Here is a 14,679-nt window from a genome sequence, read left to right as displayed (position 1 = left end):
CCGGCTCGGCTTATTCCGGGCCGCGCAGCACCGCCAGCGGGGCCTGGTCCAGCACCCGGCGCGTCCCCAGCCAGCCGGCCAGGGCGATCCCCAGCGTACCGCCCCCGATCCCGTAGACGAAGGTCAGGGGATTGACGCTGTAGTCGAACTCGAAAACCTGCCAGGCGAGCAGGGCGCCCACTGCCGTGGCGATCACGGCCGCGAGCAGCCCGGCCAGCAGGCCCAGGGTCCCGAACTCCGCCAGCAAGCCGTTGCGAATGTGGTCGCGACGTGCCCCGAGGGTGCGCAGCAGGGCGGCCTCCCGTCGTCGGACGTCGCGGGTGGCCTGGACCGCGGCGTAGAGCACGGTCAGCCCGGCGATCAGGGTGAACAGGAAGACGTATTCGACCGCCCGCGTGGCCTGGTCCATCACATCGCGGACCTGCGCGAGGATGGCGCTGACGTCGATGGCCGATACGGCGGGGAACTCCCGCAACCACTGGTTCTGGGCGCTGCGCTGGTCTTCGGGCACGTGCATGGCCGTGATGAAGGTCCGGGGCTGCTGGTCCAGCAGCGGAGGCGGGCCGATGACGAAGAAATTCACCTGGAAGCTGTCCCAGTCGACCTCGCGGACGCTGGTGATCGGACTGCGGATGGGCTGCCCCCCGACCCGGAACGTCAGGTAGTCGCCCAGTGCCAGGTCGAAGCGTTCCATGAGTCCGGCCTCCACCGACCAGCCCCGGTCGGGATCCTGCCCGGCCTCGCCGAACCAGTGTCCGTCGACGATGCGATTATGCGCCGGCGGGGTGTGCGCATACGACAGGTTGAATTCGCGATCCACCAGTCTTCGGTCGCGATCATCGTCAAAATCCTGCGGATGAACGCGTTCGTCGTTGATCTCGATCAGGCGGCCGCGGATCATCGGGTCGAGTTGCGGGCGTTCGAGGCCGGCCGCCTCGACCCGGTCGGCGAAGGCCTGCTCCTGGCCCGGCTGGATGTTGATGAAGAACTGGTTGGGGGCGTCCTCCGGGATGCTGGCATCCCAGGCCTCCAGCAGGTCGACGCGCACGATCGCCAGCAGCAGCAGGGCCAGGATCCCGACACTGAAGGCCACCAGTTGCACCGCGCTGAGGCCGCCGCGCCGGGACAGGTTGGCCAGCCCGAAGCGCAGGGCCATGCCGCCGCGGTTGCGCAGAGGCCTCAGGGCGAGCACCAGCCCCATCCCGAGGACGGCCAGCAACGCGATGGCCACCGCGGTGCCGATCAGGACCCAGGCGGCGAGTTGCGGGTCGGCGGCCTGCCAGTAGAGTAGGCCGCCGAAGGCGAGCAGTGCGAGGGCGCCGGAGAGCCATACCGAGGTGGGCGGCAGGCCCAGATCGCGGCGCAGGACGCGCAGCGGCGAGACCTGGCCAATGCGCAACAGCGCGGGGAGGGCGAAGCCAACGGCGGTAATCAGTCCCACGCCCAGGCCGGCGACCAGTGGCCGCGCCCCCGGAGGAGGGAGATCCCCGTCAAGCCAGCCGCCGAGCAGGGACGCGAGGACGAACTGCGCGGCGAAGCCGATGGCGAGCCCGACAGCGCTGGCCAGCAGGGCGACCAGCACCACCCGGCCGAAGTAGGTCAGCAGGACCCGGCGGCCGCTGGCGCCCAGGGCGCGCATCACGGCCGCCGGATCGGCGCGGCGCTGGGCGAAGTGATGGGCCGCCACGGCAATCGCGGCCCCGGCCAGTAGCACCGCCATCAGCGAAGCGAGCCCGAGGAAGCGCTCGGCGCGCTCGATGGCCGTGCGCAGCTCCGGGTTCGCATCGTCCAGGCCCAGGAGGCGTTCCCCGGCCTCCAGTTCGTCCCCCAGCCAGGCGCGGAAGGCGGCAACCTCCGCACTCGGTCCGGCAGCAAAGAACTCGTAGCGCACCCGGCTGCCGGGGCCGATCAGTCCACTGGCGTCCAGGTCGTCGAAGGCGAGCATCAGACGCGGCGCGATGTCCAGCAGGTTGCTGCCACGGTCGGGTTCGTGCGTGAGGATGCCGGTGACCTCCAGATCCAGGTCGCCGACCTCGACCCGGTCGCCCACCTGAAGCCCCAGGGCCTCGAGCAGGGTGGATTCCAGCCAGGCAGTACCGGGTTGCGGCCCGCGTTCGCGCGGTTGTTCCTCGCCGTCCGGTCCCGAGCGGGTGCGGGCCTCGCCTTTCAACGGCCAGCTGGGCTCGACCGCGCGCAGGGCCGCCAGGCGCGACTGGTCGTCCTTGCCGAAGACCACGCTGGGCAACGAGGCGGTGCGCGCCGTGTCCAGCCCGCGGTTCGCGGCTTCGTCGGGCCAGCCCGCCGGCAGCGGGTTGTCACTGACCACCGCAAGATCACCGCCGAGGAGGGCGGTGGCCTGCTGGGCCATCCCGCGATCCACGCGATCGGTAAAGAAGCCGACGGCGGCGACCGCGGCGACCGCGACGACCAGCGCCGCGGCCAGTACCCGCAGTTCGGCGGAGCGCCATTCCCGCCAGGTGCCGCGCAGCAGCGCGCGCAGGGGATTGCGGCCCTGACCCCGGGTATGGATGTGGCTTGCCGTCATGCCAACACGCCATCCTGAATGGAGATGATGCGGTCGCACTGCGCCGCCAGTTCCGGATCATGGGTCACCAGCACCAGTGCGGTGGCGGGCCCGTCGCCGTCGGGATGCCGGGCCAGGCCGAACAGCAGTTCGATGATGCGCTGCCCGGTCTTGCCGTCGAGATTCCCGGTAGGCTCGTCGGCGAACAGGACCGCCGGGTGGTCGACAATGGCGCGGGCAATGGCCACCCGTTGCTGCTCGCCCCCCGAAAGCTGGTGCGGGTAATGCGCGGCGCGTTCGCCAAGGCCCACGCGCTCCAGGGCCTGGCTGGCCCAGCGGTTCAGGGTGGCCTGATCTTCGCCGGCATGGGCCGGGTTCAGCTCCAGTGGCAGCAGGGCGTTCTCCAGGGCCGTCAGCGCCGGGAGCAACTGGAAGGACTGGAACACGAACCCGACCCGGCCGGCGCGCAACGCGGCGCGGCCATCCTCGTCCAGTTCGCTGATGGTCCGGCCCAGCAGGCGAACTTCTCCCGCGCTCGGGGCGTCCAGACCTGCAAGGAGCCCGAGCAGGGTGGACTTGCCCGATCCGGAGGCGCCGAGGACCGCGACCGTCTCGCCGGCCTGGACCGCCAGCGATATGCCGCGCAGGATGTCCAGCGGCCCGCTGGGTCCGTTGATCCGCTGTTCGATGTCCCGGGCCTCCAGTACATAAGACGAGGATGCATCCATGTTGCGTATTCCGTTGGTCGTGATGGGCTTGATCGCGTTGCTATGGAGTCCCGTTGCGCCCGGGAATTCCCCGGAAGACGAAAATCGCTCAGCCGAGCCGCTGCGAATCCTGGTGTTCGGGGATTCGTTGAGTGCGGCCTATGGCATGCCGGAGTCTGCCGGGTGGCCGGCCCTTCTGGAAGAGCGCCTGGCCGAGCGCGAGCGGGAATGGGTGGTGGAAAACGTCTCCATCAGCGGTGACACGACAGCCGGCGGCCGGGCGCGGCTGCCAGAGGTACTGGAGCGGATGGACCCGGCCCTGGTGATCCTGGCCCTCGGGGGTAATGACGGCCTGCGGGGCCTGGCACCGTCGGCCATGCGGGAGAACCTGGAGGCGATGGTGGACGCGATCGACGCCGCAGGGGGCGAGACCCTGCTGCTGGGCATTCGCATCCCGCCCAACTACGGGCGGCGCTACACCGAACGCTTCGAGGCGGTCTTTGCCGACCTGGCGGCCGCGCGGAATCTGGCCTTCGAGCCATTCTTTCTCGAGGACGTGCTGCTGGAGGACGGAATGCTGATGGATGACGGCATTCACCCCAGCGAGGCGGCGCAGCCGCACCTGCTGGATGCCGTGTGGCCACGCCTGGAACCCATGGTGGAGGAGGCCGAGGCGCGCAAGCCGCCACGCGGTGACCGCGCGGCCGGGTAAAGCCCGCGATTCGCCTCAGTCGGCCAGCAGCGCCCGCAACTCCGCCACAACGTTGTCCGGAAGCAGTTGCCGCAGGACGGGATGCAGGTCGCGCTCGACCTCGGACAGCAGGGAAAGGGTGCGGACCTCCGAGTGCCGGCAGAGCGGATTGCCGTACTGGTTGGCCTGGATGCTGCGCCGGGAGCCCATGCTCATCAGGGCCACGCCGGGCAGCCCGCGCGGGCCTTCGTCGAGGACCTCGACCAGTTCCACCATGCAGCCATCCACTTCGCCCTGGATCCCGATCAGCGGGGCGAGGCGATCGATCATGCGGCTGGACTGTTCGGTCGTCAGCATGGCCATTGGCCTACCTTACGACCGTTGCGGTCGCGGCGCTAGGGGGAATCCCGACGGCCTGCGAGAGAAATGGTGTCCCCGGCAGGATTCGAACCTGCGACCTGCCCCTTAGGAGGGGGCTGCTCTGTCCAGCTGAGCTACGGAGACCTGGCAACCTGTCGGACTGGGCTTCGCGATCCCGCCACGCTCGTGACGATCACCCTAACCCGACTTACGCCTGGCGCGAGAGTATAAGCGCCGGGTAGGTAGAGGCCCAAACGCACTTACTCGTCCGGGCCGTATTCCGGCTCCAGCCGGTGATGGGCCCAGGCGAGGAAGTCGTCCAGATTGGCGCGGTCTTCACCCGGGGCCTCGGGGCCCGCCAGGTGGCGGTAGATCACCTGCGCCCCGTCGCGCCGGAGCACGCGGCGAACCGCCCAGTCGGCGTCTGTTCCGCCGTTGCTGAAGCAGGCCCCGGGCTGGATGGCCTCTGGGGTGATCGGGTCGGGGTGCTGGTGATGGCGGCGGGCCAGCAGGTACAGGCGTGCCAGATCGTCCTCGGTCAGATCCAGATACAGGTTCATCTCGCGCATGGCGTGCTCGAGATCCTCGCGGCCGAGACCGGCCCGCTCCAGGGCCGCCAGCGGGCTTTGTTCCGGGCTTTCGGGGGACGGGGTCAGGCTCGCGGGATAGCGGCGCCAGGGGAACGGGTAGTTGATGATGACGGCCACCATCAGCATGACCCCGACACTGGTCAGCACAGGGTGCAGCAGGAACCACGGTCCCAGGGCCGTGACCGAGTCGCCGCCCACGACCGCATAGAGCGCCGTGGCGCCGCCAGGGGGATGCAGGCAGCGCAGGTAGTGCATCAGCCAGATGGCGAGGCCCACGGCGACGGCGGCGGCCAGCAGGGGGTGGGGCAGCAGGTCGCGTACAAGTATCCCTACGATGGCGGCAACGCCATGGCCACCGAGCACGTTCCAGGGTTGCGAGAGGGCGGCATGCGGCGCGGCGAACAGCAGTACGGCGGTGGCCCCGAGGGAGGCGAGGATCAGACCGTTGATGCCGTTGTCGGTTACCGAGGCGGCGACCTCCAGTGACAGATAAAGGCCGATCATCCCTCCCATCAGGGCAATGAGCTTGTCCCAGTGATTGGTGGTGTCGAGGAAGTCGCCCAGCAGGGACCCGCGTCCGGTACGCACACCAGCCTCCTTAAAGTGCAAGTGTTGCGCATCTTCTATGGGGGTCGCGCGGGCGTCAAGTGGCCCTGCGGGCTCGCGGAATGCGGGTGGGGCGTCGGGTATCAGTTCGCTTCGGCCTCCAGGATCAGTGACACGCGACGATTCTCGGCGCGCCCACCCGGTGTCTCGTTGCCGGCCACTGGCAGTGTGTCGGCGCGCCCGACCGCGCGCAGCCGCGAGGGCTCCAGCCCCTGCGCGACCAGGTGCCGCACGACGCTGCTGGCGCGCGCCGCGGACAGTTCCCAGTTGGAGGGGAAGCGCTCGGTCGCGATGGGGACGTTGTCGGTATGCCCCTCTACGGTAATGAGGCCCCGGTGGTCCGCCAGGATGGTCAGCAGTCCTTCCAGGAGCGTTGCGCCGTCCGAACGCAGATCGGCCTGGGCGGTGCCGAACAGGATCTCGTCGCGGATGCGCAGTTCCAGACGCCCGGGTTGCTCGACGATATCGACCCCCTCCGGGGCCCGATCCCGCAGTTGATCGGCATCGGCGCCGGTTCCGGTTGTTTCGGCGGACGTTTCGGGGGGCGCCGGGTCCTCGGCGACGCTGTCGTCGAGGTCGGCAAGACCGAGCAGCGTGGGGTGGACCAGGGGCTCGACCAGCGCGCTGCGGTCGGGATGGGCCAGCGCGACGGGGCTGGCGGACACCGCGCGGGGATCGTCGTCGCGCGGGTCCATGAAGGTCAGCAGGATGACGAAGACGACGATGACCAGGGTCAGCACGTCGAGGTAGGTGAGGATCCAGGCGTGTTCGTCGTCGCGCTGGCGTTCGCCGGGGTAGGAGGCGAGAAATGCCTGTTCCGGGCGGGTCGCCGCGTGGGCGTCCATTTCGGCCTGCAGCGCGGCGCGCTCCGAGGTGGAGTAGGCGGGGCCGGGCATGGTTCAGCGACGCTCGTTCGACGGGTCCGGGTCCCGTGGGTCCGCGGCGGGTTCTTCGTCCCCGTTGGTGGGGGCGGCCTGGCGGATTTCGTCGCTGTGGTTCTCCATGAACGAGCGCAGGGTCTCGCGGATGTATCCGGGCGAACGGCCCTTGCGCATGAGCATGATGCCTTCCAGCACCATGGTCATGAGGACCACGCGTTCCTCGGTCCGTCGCTCCAGCTTGATGGCGATGGGGCGAAACACCAGGTTGGCCAGGAGGATGCCGTAGAAGGTGGTGATCAGCGCGATGCCGAGGTTGACCGCGATCACGGTAAAATCGTCGCTCTCGGTCGTCAGGAGCAGGTTGATCAGCCCGATCAGGGTGCCGAGCATGCCAAAGGCCGGGGCATAGGTGGCCATGGTCCGGAACATCTGGGCGTCGGCCTGTTCGCGGGCGCGCAGGCGGGCCATGCGCCAGTTCAGCAGGTCGGAGACGTCGTCCATCGGGGTGTCGTCGATGACCAGCTGGATGCCGGTGCGCAGGAATGGGTTGCGGATCTGGTCCAGGCGGTCCTGGATGCGCTGCAGGTTCTGGGAGAACCAGTAGCGCGAGACCTGCACGATCTCCTCGAGGTCCTGGCTGGCGTCGTAGCGTTCCTCGCGGATCGCGTTGGCCCCGGCGCGGAAGACGCGCATGACCTCGTGGAAGGGGTAGCTCATCAGGGTGGCCGCAATGGTGCCGCCCACCACGATCCCCAGTCCCGGCAGGTTCAGGAAGGCGTCGAGGTCCTGGGAGGAGAACGCGATGACACTGCCGAACACCAGCAGGCTGCCGAGGATGCCGAGCAGGGTGGAGAGATTCATGCGAGGTTCCGAGGATGGCCTGGCGCAAGGATAAAGCACGGCGGCGGTTGCCGTCTGCGCCCGAGAATCCTCTCGCGGGGGACCCGTCCGCCGCGTACACTCGGCCGGGTAAACCGCAAAGGAGCTTTGCACGATGGATACGAAGTGGGTGGTGCTGGCGATTCTGGTCCTGCTGGTGGTCTGGGGGGTATGGACGTACAACCGGCTGGTCACGTCGCGCAACCGGTACAAGAACGCGTTTGCCCAGATCGATGTGCAGCTGACCCGGCGCTACGACCTGATCCCCAATCTGGTGAAGGTCGCCGAGCGCTACATGAGCCACGAGCGGGATACCCTGGAGGCGGTCATCCAGGCCCGGAATCAGGCCCAGCAGAGCCTGCAGGAGGTGGCCGGCGACCCGACCAACGCGGAGGCCGTGCGCAAGCTGTCCAGTTCGGAGCAGGGGCTGTCCGGCGCCCTCGGGCGGCTGTTTGCGCTGTCGGAGGCCTATCCGGATCTGAAGGCCAACCAGAACATGATGCAGCTGTCGGAGGAGCTCACCAGTACCGAGAACCGAGTGGCCTATGCCCGTCAGGCCTTCAATGACGCGGTCATGCAGTACAACATCCTGCGCGAGATGTTCCCGAACAGCCTGATTGCCAACAATCTGGGCTTCCGTCCGGCGCAGCTTCTGGAGATCGAGGATCCGCAGAAGCGCGAGGCGGTGCAGGTGAACTTCTCCTGACGGCCCGGGCGATATGAACTTCTTCGAGCATCAGGACCGGGCCCAGCGACGCACCCGCTGGTTGCTGTTCCTGTTCGGACTCGCGGTGCTGGCGATTGTGCTGGTAATGAATGCCATTGTGCTCGTGCTTTTCGGGCAGGCCGAGCCGGTGGCGGCGGGGGAACCCTGGCTGACCCGGGAATTTCTGGCGCGCAACGTCGAGGTGATGGTCTGGACCAGCGTGCTGACGATCGGGCTGATCGGGGTCGGCAGCCTCTATCGCACCCTGGGGCTGCGCGATGGCGGCGGGGCCGTGGCCCGCGAGCTGGGTGGCACCCGGGTGGACGGCGATACCCGCGACCCGTTGCGGCGGCGCCTGATGAATGTGGTCGAGGAGATCGCGATTGCCTCCGGCGTGCCTGTGCCGGAGGTCTATGTGCTGGAGCAGGAGGCCGGTATCAACGCGTTTGCCGCGGGGTACTCGCCGGACGACGCGGCCATTGCCGTCACGCGCGGGGCCCTGGAACAGCTGGATCGCGACGAACTGCAGGGGGTGGTGGCGCACGAGTTCGGGCATGTCCTGAACGGCGATATGCGCCTGAATATCCGCCTGATGGGGATGTTGTTCGGGATCCTGGTGATGGCGCTCATCGGGCAGCGCGTGCTGCTGGCCATGCGCCTGTCGCGCAACAACCGCAACGCCGGGGGCATTGTTGCGGCGGGTCTGGCGTTGATGGTGGTGGGATATATCGGGCTGTTTTTCGGGCGCTGGATTCGCGCCTCGGTCTCGCGCCAGCGGGAGTACCTGGCCGATGCCTCGGCGGTGCAGTTCACGCGTCAGCCGTCCGGCATTGCCGGTGCCCTGAAGAAGATCGGGGCCGGACACACTGCGTTGCGCGCCGATACCGAGGAGGTGGGGCACATGCTGTTCGCCTCCGGCGCCCTGGGCCAGATGTTCGCGACCCATCCGCCGCTGGTGCGGCGCATCCAGGCCATCGAGCCCGGGTTCCAGCCGGAAGAACTGGAGACCATCCGCGAACAGATGGAGCGGGATGCGCAAACCCGTCGCAGGGAACAGGAGGCGCAGGCCGAGGCGGAGGCGCGCGAGCGCGAACAGCCGCGCGAGTCGGGCAATATGCTGCTGAATCCGGAACGCCTGATGGAGAACATCGGGGATCCGGGCCTGGCACAGATCCTGGGCGCCGGACTGTTGGTCGCGGCGATGCCGGGACCACTGGAGCGCGCCGCGCATTCCGATGCCTGGGCCGTGGAGGTGCTGCTCTATCTACTGATCAGCGCCGACCCCGAGGTGCGGGATCACCAGTTGCTGCGGATCGCCGCGAAGCGGGGCGGAGAGAGCGAGTCGCGTGTGCGTACCTTGCTGGACGCTGCGCCGCACCTGCGGCCGGACCTGCGCATCCCGCTGCTGGAGATGAGCTTCCCGGCCGTGCGCCACCGTCCGTCGGAGGAGCGCCAGGCGCTGGAGGCGCTGATCGACGAACTGGTCCGGGCCGACGGCCGGGTGTCGGCCTTCGAATACGCCACCGGCCGGCTCCTGCGGCGCCAGCTGCGCGACCTCGATCAGCCCGCACGCGCCCGCCCGGGTGGACGGGATCGCCTGGAACGCCACGAACGCCATGCGCGAAGTGTGCTGGCCGTGCTCGCCCATCACGGTCATCCGGAGGACTCCGAGGGGGCGCGCGAGGCGCTGCGGGCGGGCCATGTCGCCCTGGGCATCGCAGATCCGGCGAAAGACGTGATGGATACGGCCCTGGAGGCCGCTGCCGACGCGGCGGCCTGGGCGGATGAGCTCGATCGCGCCCTGGAGGCGCTGGACGCACTGCGTCCGGCCAACAAGCAAAGGCTGGTCACGGCAATGCTCGCCACCATCACCCATGGCGGGCAGACGGTGATCGCCGAGGTCGAGCTCCTCCGGGCGATCGCGGCGTCCCTGCACGTGCCGTTGCCAGTCGCGGAGATGCCGGCCGCGGAAGCGGAGTAGGCCCCGCCGGGTTCGGGTGCGGCATCGTGGCACGCACGGTATGATGCGGCGGCTCCGGGGGCGTGGCGGAACTGGTAGACCCATCGGACCTAAAAGTCCGATGGGTTCCTTGAAAACAGTTAGAAAAAACAATTCTATGCGATACGCTCCGGCTCGCTATGGAGCACTTATGTAGCACGCCGGGATGGTGGAATTAGGTAGACACACGGCACTTAAAATGCCGAGGCCGAAAGGCCGTGCGGGTTCGATTCCCGCTCCCGGCACCATTTCCCCAGCCGCACATGGATGTGCGCACATTCTCGTACTCACTCGCGAAACTGAATAGGTCGTCTGGATCGGTCCAGGCGTGCGCGTCGTGGTCTTGAAATCCGCTGGCTGCAAGGCCGTGCCGGTTCGATTCCCTCCGTCCCCACCAATTCCAGATCGTTCCGCTCGGCGGGCCCCTTGGCCACGGTGCCGAGAGGGCGGTAGTCGCCGGTACGGCGGCCAACCCGCACGCGTTCGGGCGCGATCGGCCGCTCCATGCGGGGTGCCGGGTCTCCGGTGTGAGTGGGACGTCAGCGGTGCATTTCCGGAGCCGTTTCGGTTCGTCCCGCGATCGCGCATAGTAGAACCCTGTGCGCCCGCAAAAGACCCGGCATGAGCCCACCACCGGACACCACGGAAGCTTCCGACGCCCAAAACGCCGCCCGTGACAGCGCTTCGTCGTCGCGGGCCCGCACCACCGAACCGTATGTGCGGGGCCCGATGGTGGCCGCGCTGTTCGCGGCGCTGCTGTTCGCCCTGCTTTTTCTGGCCATCGATCAGGGCTGGAAGCAGCAGATGGCCGAGCGTTATGAGCAGTCGCTCGCGACCGAGGCGAACAGCCTGCGCTCCCGCCTGGAGAGCGTGCTGAATGCGTCGGTGCACGCCACCATCGGGTTGGCGGCCTACGCCTACGTCCATCCGGAGTTGAACGAGGAGGAGTTCGCCCGCGCCGCGGAACGGCTTTACCGGGGGCAACCCGAGCTGATCCGGTCGCTGACGCTGGCACGCGGCGAGATTCTCGAGCTGGTTTACCCACGGGCCGGCAACGAGGGCGCGATTGGGCTCAACCTGGCCGAGCATCCCCAGCAGTCCGCGTCCTTCCATCGCGTCCTGGAGAGCCGAGAGACCGTGGTGGCCGGTCCCTGGCCGCTGGCCCAGGGCGGCCGCGGGCTGCTGGTGCGGGCGCCGGTCCTGACCGAAGCTGAGGACGAGGACGTGTCGGGTTCCGCCAACCCGTGGAGCCTGTCGAGCATCGCGCTCGATTTCGACACCCTGCTGCGGCAGGCCGGGTTGGTACCCGGCTCGGAGCGCCTGAAGCTGGCCCTGCGCGGCCGCGACGGGACCGGTGCTGAGGGCGAGGTGTTCTACAACCCGCAGGCGCTCGATGTGGAATCGGCGCCATTGCAGCTCGATGTGACGTTTGCCGGGGGGCAGTGGCGGCTGCTGGCAAAGCCGGTCCCCAGCCCGTCCGCCACGGCCCGCCCCGCCGCCTGGTGGGTCCTGGGCGCAGTCGGCCTGATGGCGGTCAGCGGATATACCTTCCGCATTGGCCAGGGGATGCGGCAGCGCCGCGAGGCCCTGAGCCGCTACCAGGCCCTGGTCAACCGCCTGGAGGACGCGACGCTGGTCGTGGCCGGGCGACGCGTTCTGTGGGCCAACCCGGCCTTCGCGCGCATGACCGGGGTGTCGCCGAACCCCGGGCAGGCCCTGGCCACACTGGATGTGATCCATCCGGCGGATCGTCCGCGTCTGCCCCCCGATCTCGATTTCACCCGCGCCGCGGTGCCGGAGGAGCCCCGGGGGCGCGAGATCCGTGTGAAGGCCGCGGACGGGGATCAGCGTTTTCATCTGTTGCGCTGGGTGCCGATCGACTGGGACGGGCAACGGGCCTGTCTGCTGAGCTTCGTCGACGTGCACGAGAATCGCATGCTGTTCAATGCCCTGAGCGAGGCGCGGGACCTCCAGGACGCCCTGTTCGAGGCCATGCCCGGCGATGCCCTGGTGATCGATACGTCCGGGCTGGTGCGGCGGGTGTTCGGCGAGGCGCGCCATGGCCGCGACCCGCACACCACGGCCGTGGGGCATACCCTGGCCGAGTTGTTACCCCCCGAGGTGGCGGAGCGGTTCTCCGATATCGTGCAAAGGGCCCTGCACGAAGGGGCGATGCAGGAGATTCAATACCGCCTGCAGGCCAGTGCGTTCCATGCGGGCGAGCCGGGGGTGGCAGCGGACGAGACGCGTTGGTACGAGGCGCGGGTCCGTCCGATTCACACGCCGTTCGAGGGTTCCGCGGCCGTGGTCTGGCATGCCCTGGACGTGACCGAGCGCAAGCAGCTGGAGGAGCGCATGCAGGCGCTCGCGTGGGAGGACCCGCTGACCGGCACCGCGAACCGGGCCGCGCTGGACCGCGCGTTTCCCCGCCTGGCAGCCCGGGCCGACCGCAAGGAGGGTCAGCTGGCGCTGCTGTTCATCGACCTGGATCGCTTCAAGCCGGTGAACGATCAGTATGGCCACGCGGTGGGCGACGAGTTGCTGCGGCTGCTCGCCAGGCGTCTGGCCGGCAGCCTGCGCACGGATGACCTGCTGGTTCGCCTGGGCGGGGACGAGTTCATCGTATTGAGTGCCCCGCTGCACCACGCGGAGGAGGCAACGCGGCTGGTCGAGCGGCTGCAAGAGGCCTTCCGTGAGCCCTTTGAGCTGCACCCCGGGCATATGGATACCGTGGAGGTGAGCCTGTCATGCAGCATCGGCGTCGCCTTCTATCCGGGTGACGGACAGCGGCTCGCCGACCTGATGATGGCCGCGGATCATGCGATGTACCGGGTGAAGGCGGCGGGCCGCAACGATGTGGCCTACGCCTCGTCGGAGGCTCCCGGGGCCTGACCCGCGTGTCGGGCGGGGTCCAGCCGCGCGGCGGTAGTGGTCTCCAGAGGTTCGATGAGGCCCAGCCAATGGTCGACCAGCCACTCGGCGGCCAGGGGTGCGTACAGCAGGCCGCGTGAGCCATGCGCGAGGTTGAGCTGGACGCGGCCGCGCGCGTCCATTCGGCTGGGCCCGACCAGGGGCAGGCGATCGCGGACCACCGCCCGTTCGCCGGCCCAGTGGTCCAGGACCTGGGTGGCGGGATCGTCCAGGCCGGGCACCCAGGCCAGGTGGCGAAGGTTCGCCGCGTCGTCCGTAGCCAGGAGCGTGTCGGCCTGACGGATGCCGGGGCCTTGCGTGCGCCGGTAGGTCGCGCCGATCCATGCTGTTTGGTCGGGGGACGGGATGCAGTAGCCCTGTCCGGTGGCGACGAACCCGCCCCAGTCGGGCAGGGTGGCCGCCACTCGGGTCATCTGGCCGGTGACCGTCGAGACCGCCCCGTGTTCGGGGCTCAGGGGCGCCCCCTGACCGGCGCCATTGGCCAGCACGACGGCATCGAATGACTCCCGGCCGTACTCCGTCTCCAGTTGCACTGCGTCTTGGCCGGGAGTCAGGTGGATGTGCGTGACAGCCTCTGCGCGGGGCGCCGGCAGGGTGCCGGCAAGGGCACGACAAAGAGCGGCCATATCCACCGCCAGGCCCTCGGGGTAGTACAGATGCGGGGCGTCGGTGCATCCCGGGCCCGCCGGATCAAAGAGCACCCCGGTCGCTTCGCTGCCGGCCTTGAGCAGACGGGTCACCCGTTTCTTCCCGTGGGCGCTGATGCCGTGGAAGGCGACGCCGGAGGCCAGCCGCAATACTTCCCCCGTATGGGCCTCCAGTTCGTTGATCAGGGTCCGGGTCCTGCGCATCCCGGCCAGGGCCAGGCGGTTCAGGTCGGCATCGCGCGGGTGCAGGTTGGGCAGCAGCACGGCGGCCGGGTTGCCGGACGCACCGCCGGCGACCCCGGCGGGGTCGAACAGAGTGGTGCGGATGCCGCGACGTTCCAGCGCGTGCGCGCTGGACAGCCCGGCCAGTCCGGCCCCGACGACGGCCACGTGGCGGGGCGCCTGCGGTGCCGGCGTCGCCGGTTCGGCGGACGGCGCGTGGAAGGCCCCGGTCAGGCGCTCGCGCTTGCGTCCGTGGCCCGGGACGCGCCGGACCGTAAATCCGACACCCTCCAGATCGCGCCGGACCTGGCCCGCGGCGGTGTAGGTGCCGAACGTGGCGCCGGGCGCGGACAGCCGGGCGATCTGGCGAAAAACGCCGGTGTTCCACAACGCGGGATTGCTGCGCGGCGCGAAGCCGTCCAGGAACCAGGCATCGATCCGGCCGCGCACGCCCGCAAGCATTGGCGCGGCGTCGCCCAGGCCCAGGGTCAGGGTGGCGCGCGCCCCGGGGAATTCGATCCGGTGCAGTCCCGGTACCGGGGGCGGGTACTGCGCGCGCAGGGCGCGGCTGTCGGCATCGTCGAGCCCGAGGTGTTGGTGCAGGGTGGCGAGGTCCTCCGGCGAAAGGGGGTGTGCCTCCAGGCTGAGCAGTGAGAGGAAGGCATCCGACGGGGCGTGCCGGCGCCATTGCTCCAGCGCCAGCAGCAGGTTCAGCCCGGTGCCGAAGCCGGTTTCACCGATCGCGAAGTGGCGGCAGCCGGAGAACCGCTCCGGCAGGCTGTTGGCCTCGAGGAAGACCTCTTGCGCTTCTGCGCGCGGCTGGCGCGATCCAAAATAGCCGTCGCCGTAGTCGACAGCAAAGGGCATGCCGTCGCGCCAGTCAAGACGCGCCCAGTCGAGCAGGGGAGACAAGGGAGAGGAGGCCACCACGCAATC

At 69.1% G+C, this 14,679-nt stretch carries 11 protein-coding genes and 2 tRNA genes; 5 read left to right on the top strand and 8 right to left on the bottom strand.

Annotated elements, in window-relative coordinates; translation table 11 throughout:
* Positions 1–10: 10 nt before the first annotated feature.
* Both D105_RS0102875 and D105_RS0102870 read right to left on the bottom strand, forming a co-directional pair.
* Positions 11–2,545, bottom strand: coding sequence for an ABC transporter permease (locus D105_RS0102875; RefSeq protein ID WP_018877427.1), 2,535 nt, complete (start codon positions 2,543–2,545; stop codon positions 11–13).
* Complete coding sequence (locus tag D105_RS0102870; RefSeq protein WP_018877426.1) at positions 2,542–3,252, bottom strand: ABC transporter ATP-binding protein; 711 nt, start codon at positions 3,250–3,252, stop codon at positions 2,542–2,544. The genes D105_RS0102875 and D105_RS0102870 overlap by 4 nt, the downstream gene beginning before the upstream one ends.
* On the opposite strand from D105_RS0102870, the gene D105_RS0102865 reads away from it, so the two are divergent.
* Positions 3,251–3,943 (top strand): arylesterase, encoded by a 693-nt coding sequence (locus D105_RS0102865; protein WP_018877425.1) that lies wholly within the window; start codon positions 3,251–3,253, stop codon positions 3,941–3,943. The genes D105_RS0102870 and D105_RS0102865 overlap by 2 nt on opposite strands.
* Before the next feature lie 15 nt (positions 3,944–3,958).
* Here the strand turns inward: D105_RS0102865 and D105_RS0102860 are convergent, their stop codons facing one another.
* The 5 genes from D105_RS0102860 to D105_RS0102840 all read right to left on the bottom strand — a co-directional run bounded on the left by D105_RS0102860 (position 3,959) and on the right by D105_RS0102840 (position 7,220).
* On the bottom strand, positions 3,959–4,285 hold the full coding sequence (locus D105_RS0102860; RefSeq protein WP_018866355.1) for a hypothetical protein: 327 nt from the start codon (positions 4,283–4,285) through the stop codon (positions 3,959–3,961).
* 64 nt (positions 4,286–4,349) lie between these two features.
* Positions 4,350–4,426: transfer RNA gene (locus tag D105_RS0102855), tRNA-Arg, on the bottom strand.
* A gap of 116 nt (positions 4,427–4,542) precedes the next feature.
* A complete protein-coding gene (locus D105_RS0102850; RefSeq protein ID WP_018877424.1) occupies positions 4,543–5,460 on the bottom strand; it encodes an HPP family protein in 918 nt (305 codons plus the stop codon).
* A 101-nt stretch (positions 5,461–5,561) separates the two neighbouring features.
* The gene (locus D105_RS0102845) at positions 5,562–6,374 is read right to left on the bottom strand and encodes an OmpA family protein (protein WP_018877423.1); all 813 of its coding nucleotides are present in this window, start codon (positions 6,372–6,374) and stop codon (positions 5,562–5,564) included.
* A 3-nt stretch (positions 6,375–6,377) separates the two neighbouring features.
* Positions 6,378–7,220, bottom strand: coding sequence for a motility protein A (locus D105_RS0102840; RefSeq protein ID WP_018866352.1), 843 nt, complete (start codon positions 7,218–7,220; stop codon positions 6,378–6,380).
* Positions 7,221–7,353: 133 nt separating this feature from the next.
* Here D105_RS0102840 and D105_RS0102835 point away from each other — a divergent pair, with 133 nt between their 5' ends.
* The 4 genes from D105_RS0102835 (at position 7,354) to D105_RS0102820 (ending at position 12,835) form a co-directional block, all read left to right on the top strand.
* Complete coding sequence (locus tag D105_RS0102835; RefSeq protein WP_018875505.1) at positions 7,354–7,944, top strand: LemA family protein; 591 nt, start codon at positions 7,354–7,356, stop codon at positions 7,942–7,944.
* Positions 7,945–7,957: 13 nt separating this feature from the next.
* A complete protein-coding gene (locus D105_RS0102830; RefSeq protein WP_018877422.1) occupies positions 7,958–9,925 on the top strand; it encodes a M48 family metallopeptidase in 1,968 nt (655 codons plus the stop codon).
* A 178-nt stretch (positions 9,926–10,103) separates the two neighbouring features.
* Positions 10,104–10,191 (top strand) — tRNA-Leu (locus tag D105_RS0102825).
* A 481-nt stretch (positions 10,192–10,672) separates the two neighbouring features.
* A complete protein-coding gene (locus D105_RS0102820; RefSeq protein ID WP_018877421.1) occupies positions 10,673–12,835 on the top strand; it encodes a diguanylate cyclase in 2,163 nt (720 codons plus the stop codon).
* Here the strand turns inward: D105_RS0102820 and mnmD are convergent.
* Complete coding sequence (gene mnmD, locus D105_RS0102815; RefSeq protein WP_018877420.1) at positions 12,805–14,610, bottom strand: tRNA (5-methylaminomethyl-2-thiouridine)(34)-methyltransferase MnmD; 1,806 nt, start codon at positions 14,608–14,610, stop codon at positions 12,805–12,807. The genes D105_RS0102820 and mnmD overlap by 31 nt on opposite strands.
* Positions 14,611–14,679: the final 69 nt, after the last annotated feature.

The sequence above is a fragment of the Thioalkalivibrio sp. ALE28 genome (assembly GCF_000377425.1).
Taxonomy (GTDB): domain Bacteria; phylum Pseudomonadota; class Gammaproteobacteria; order Ectothiorhodospirales; family Ectothiorhodospiraceae; genus Thioalkalivibrio.
Note: the sequence above shows the minus strand (reverse complement) of the source record. Positions and strands in the feature narration are given on the sequence as shown.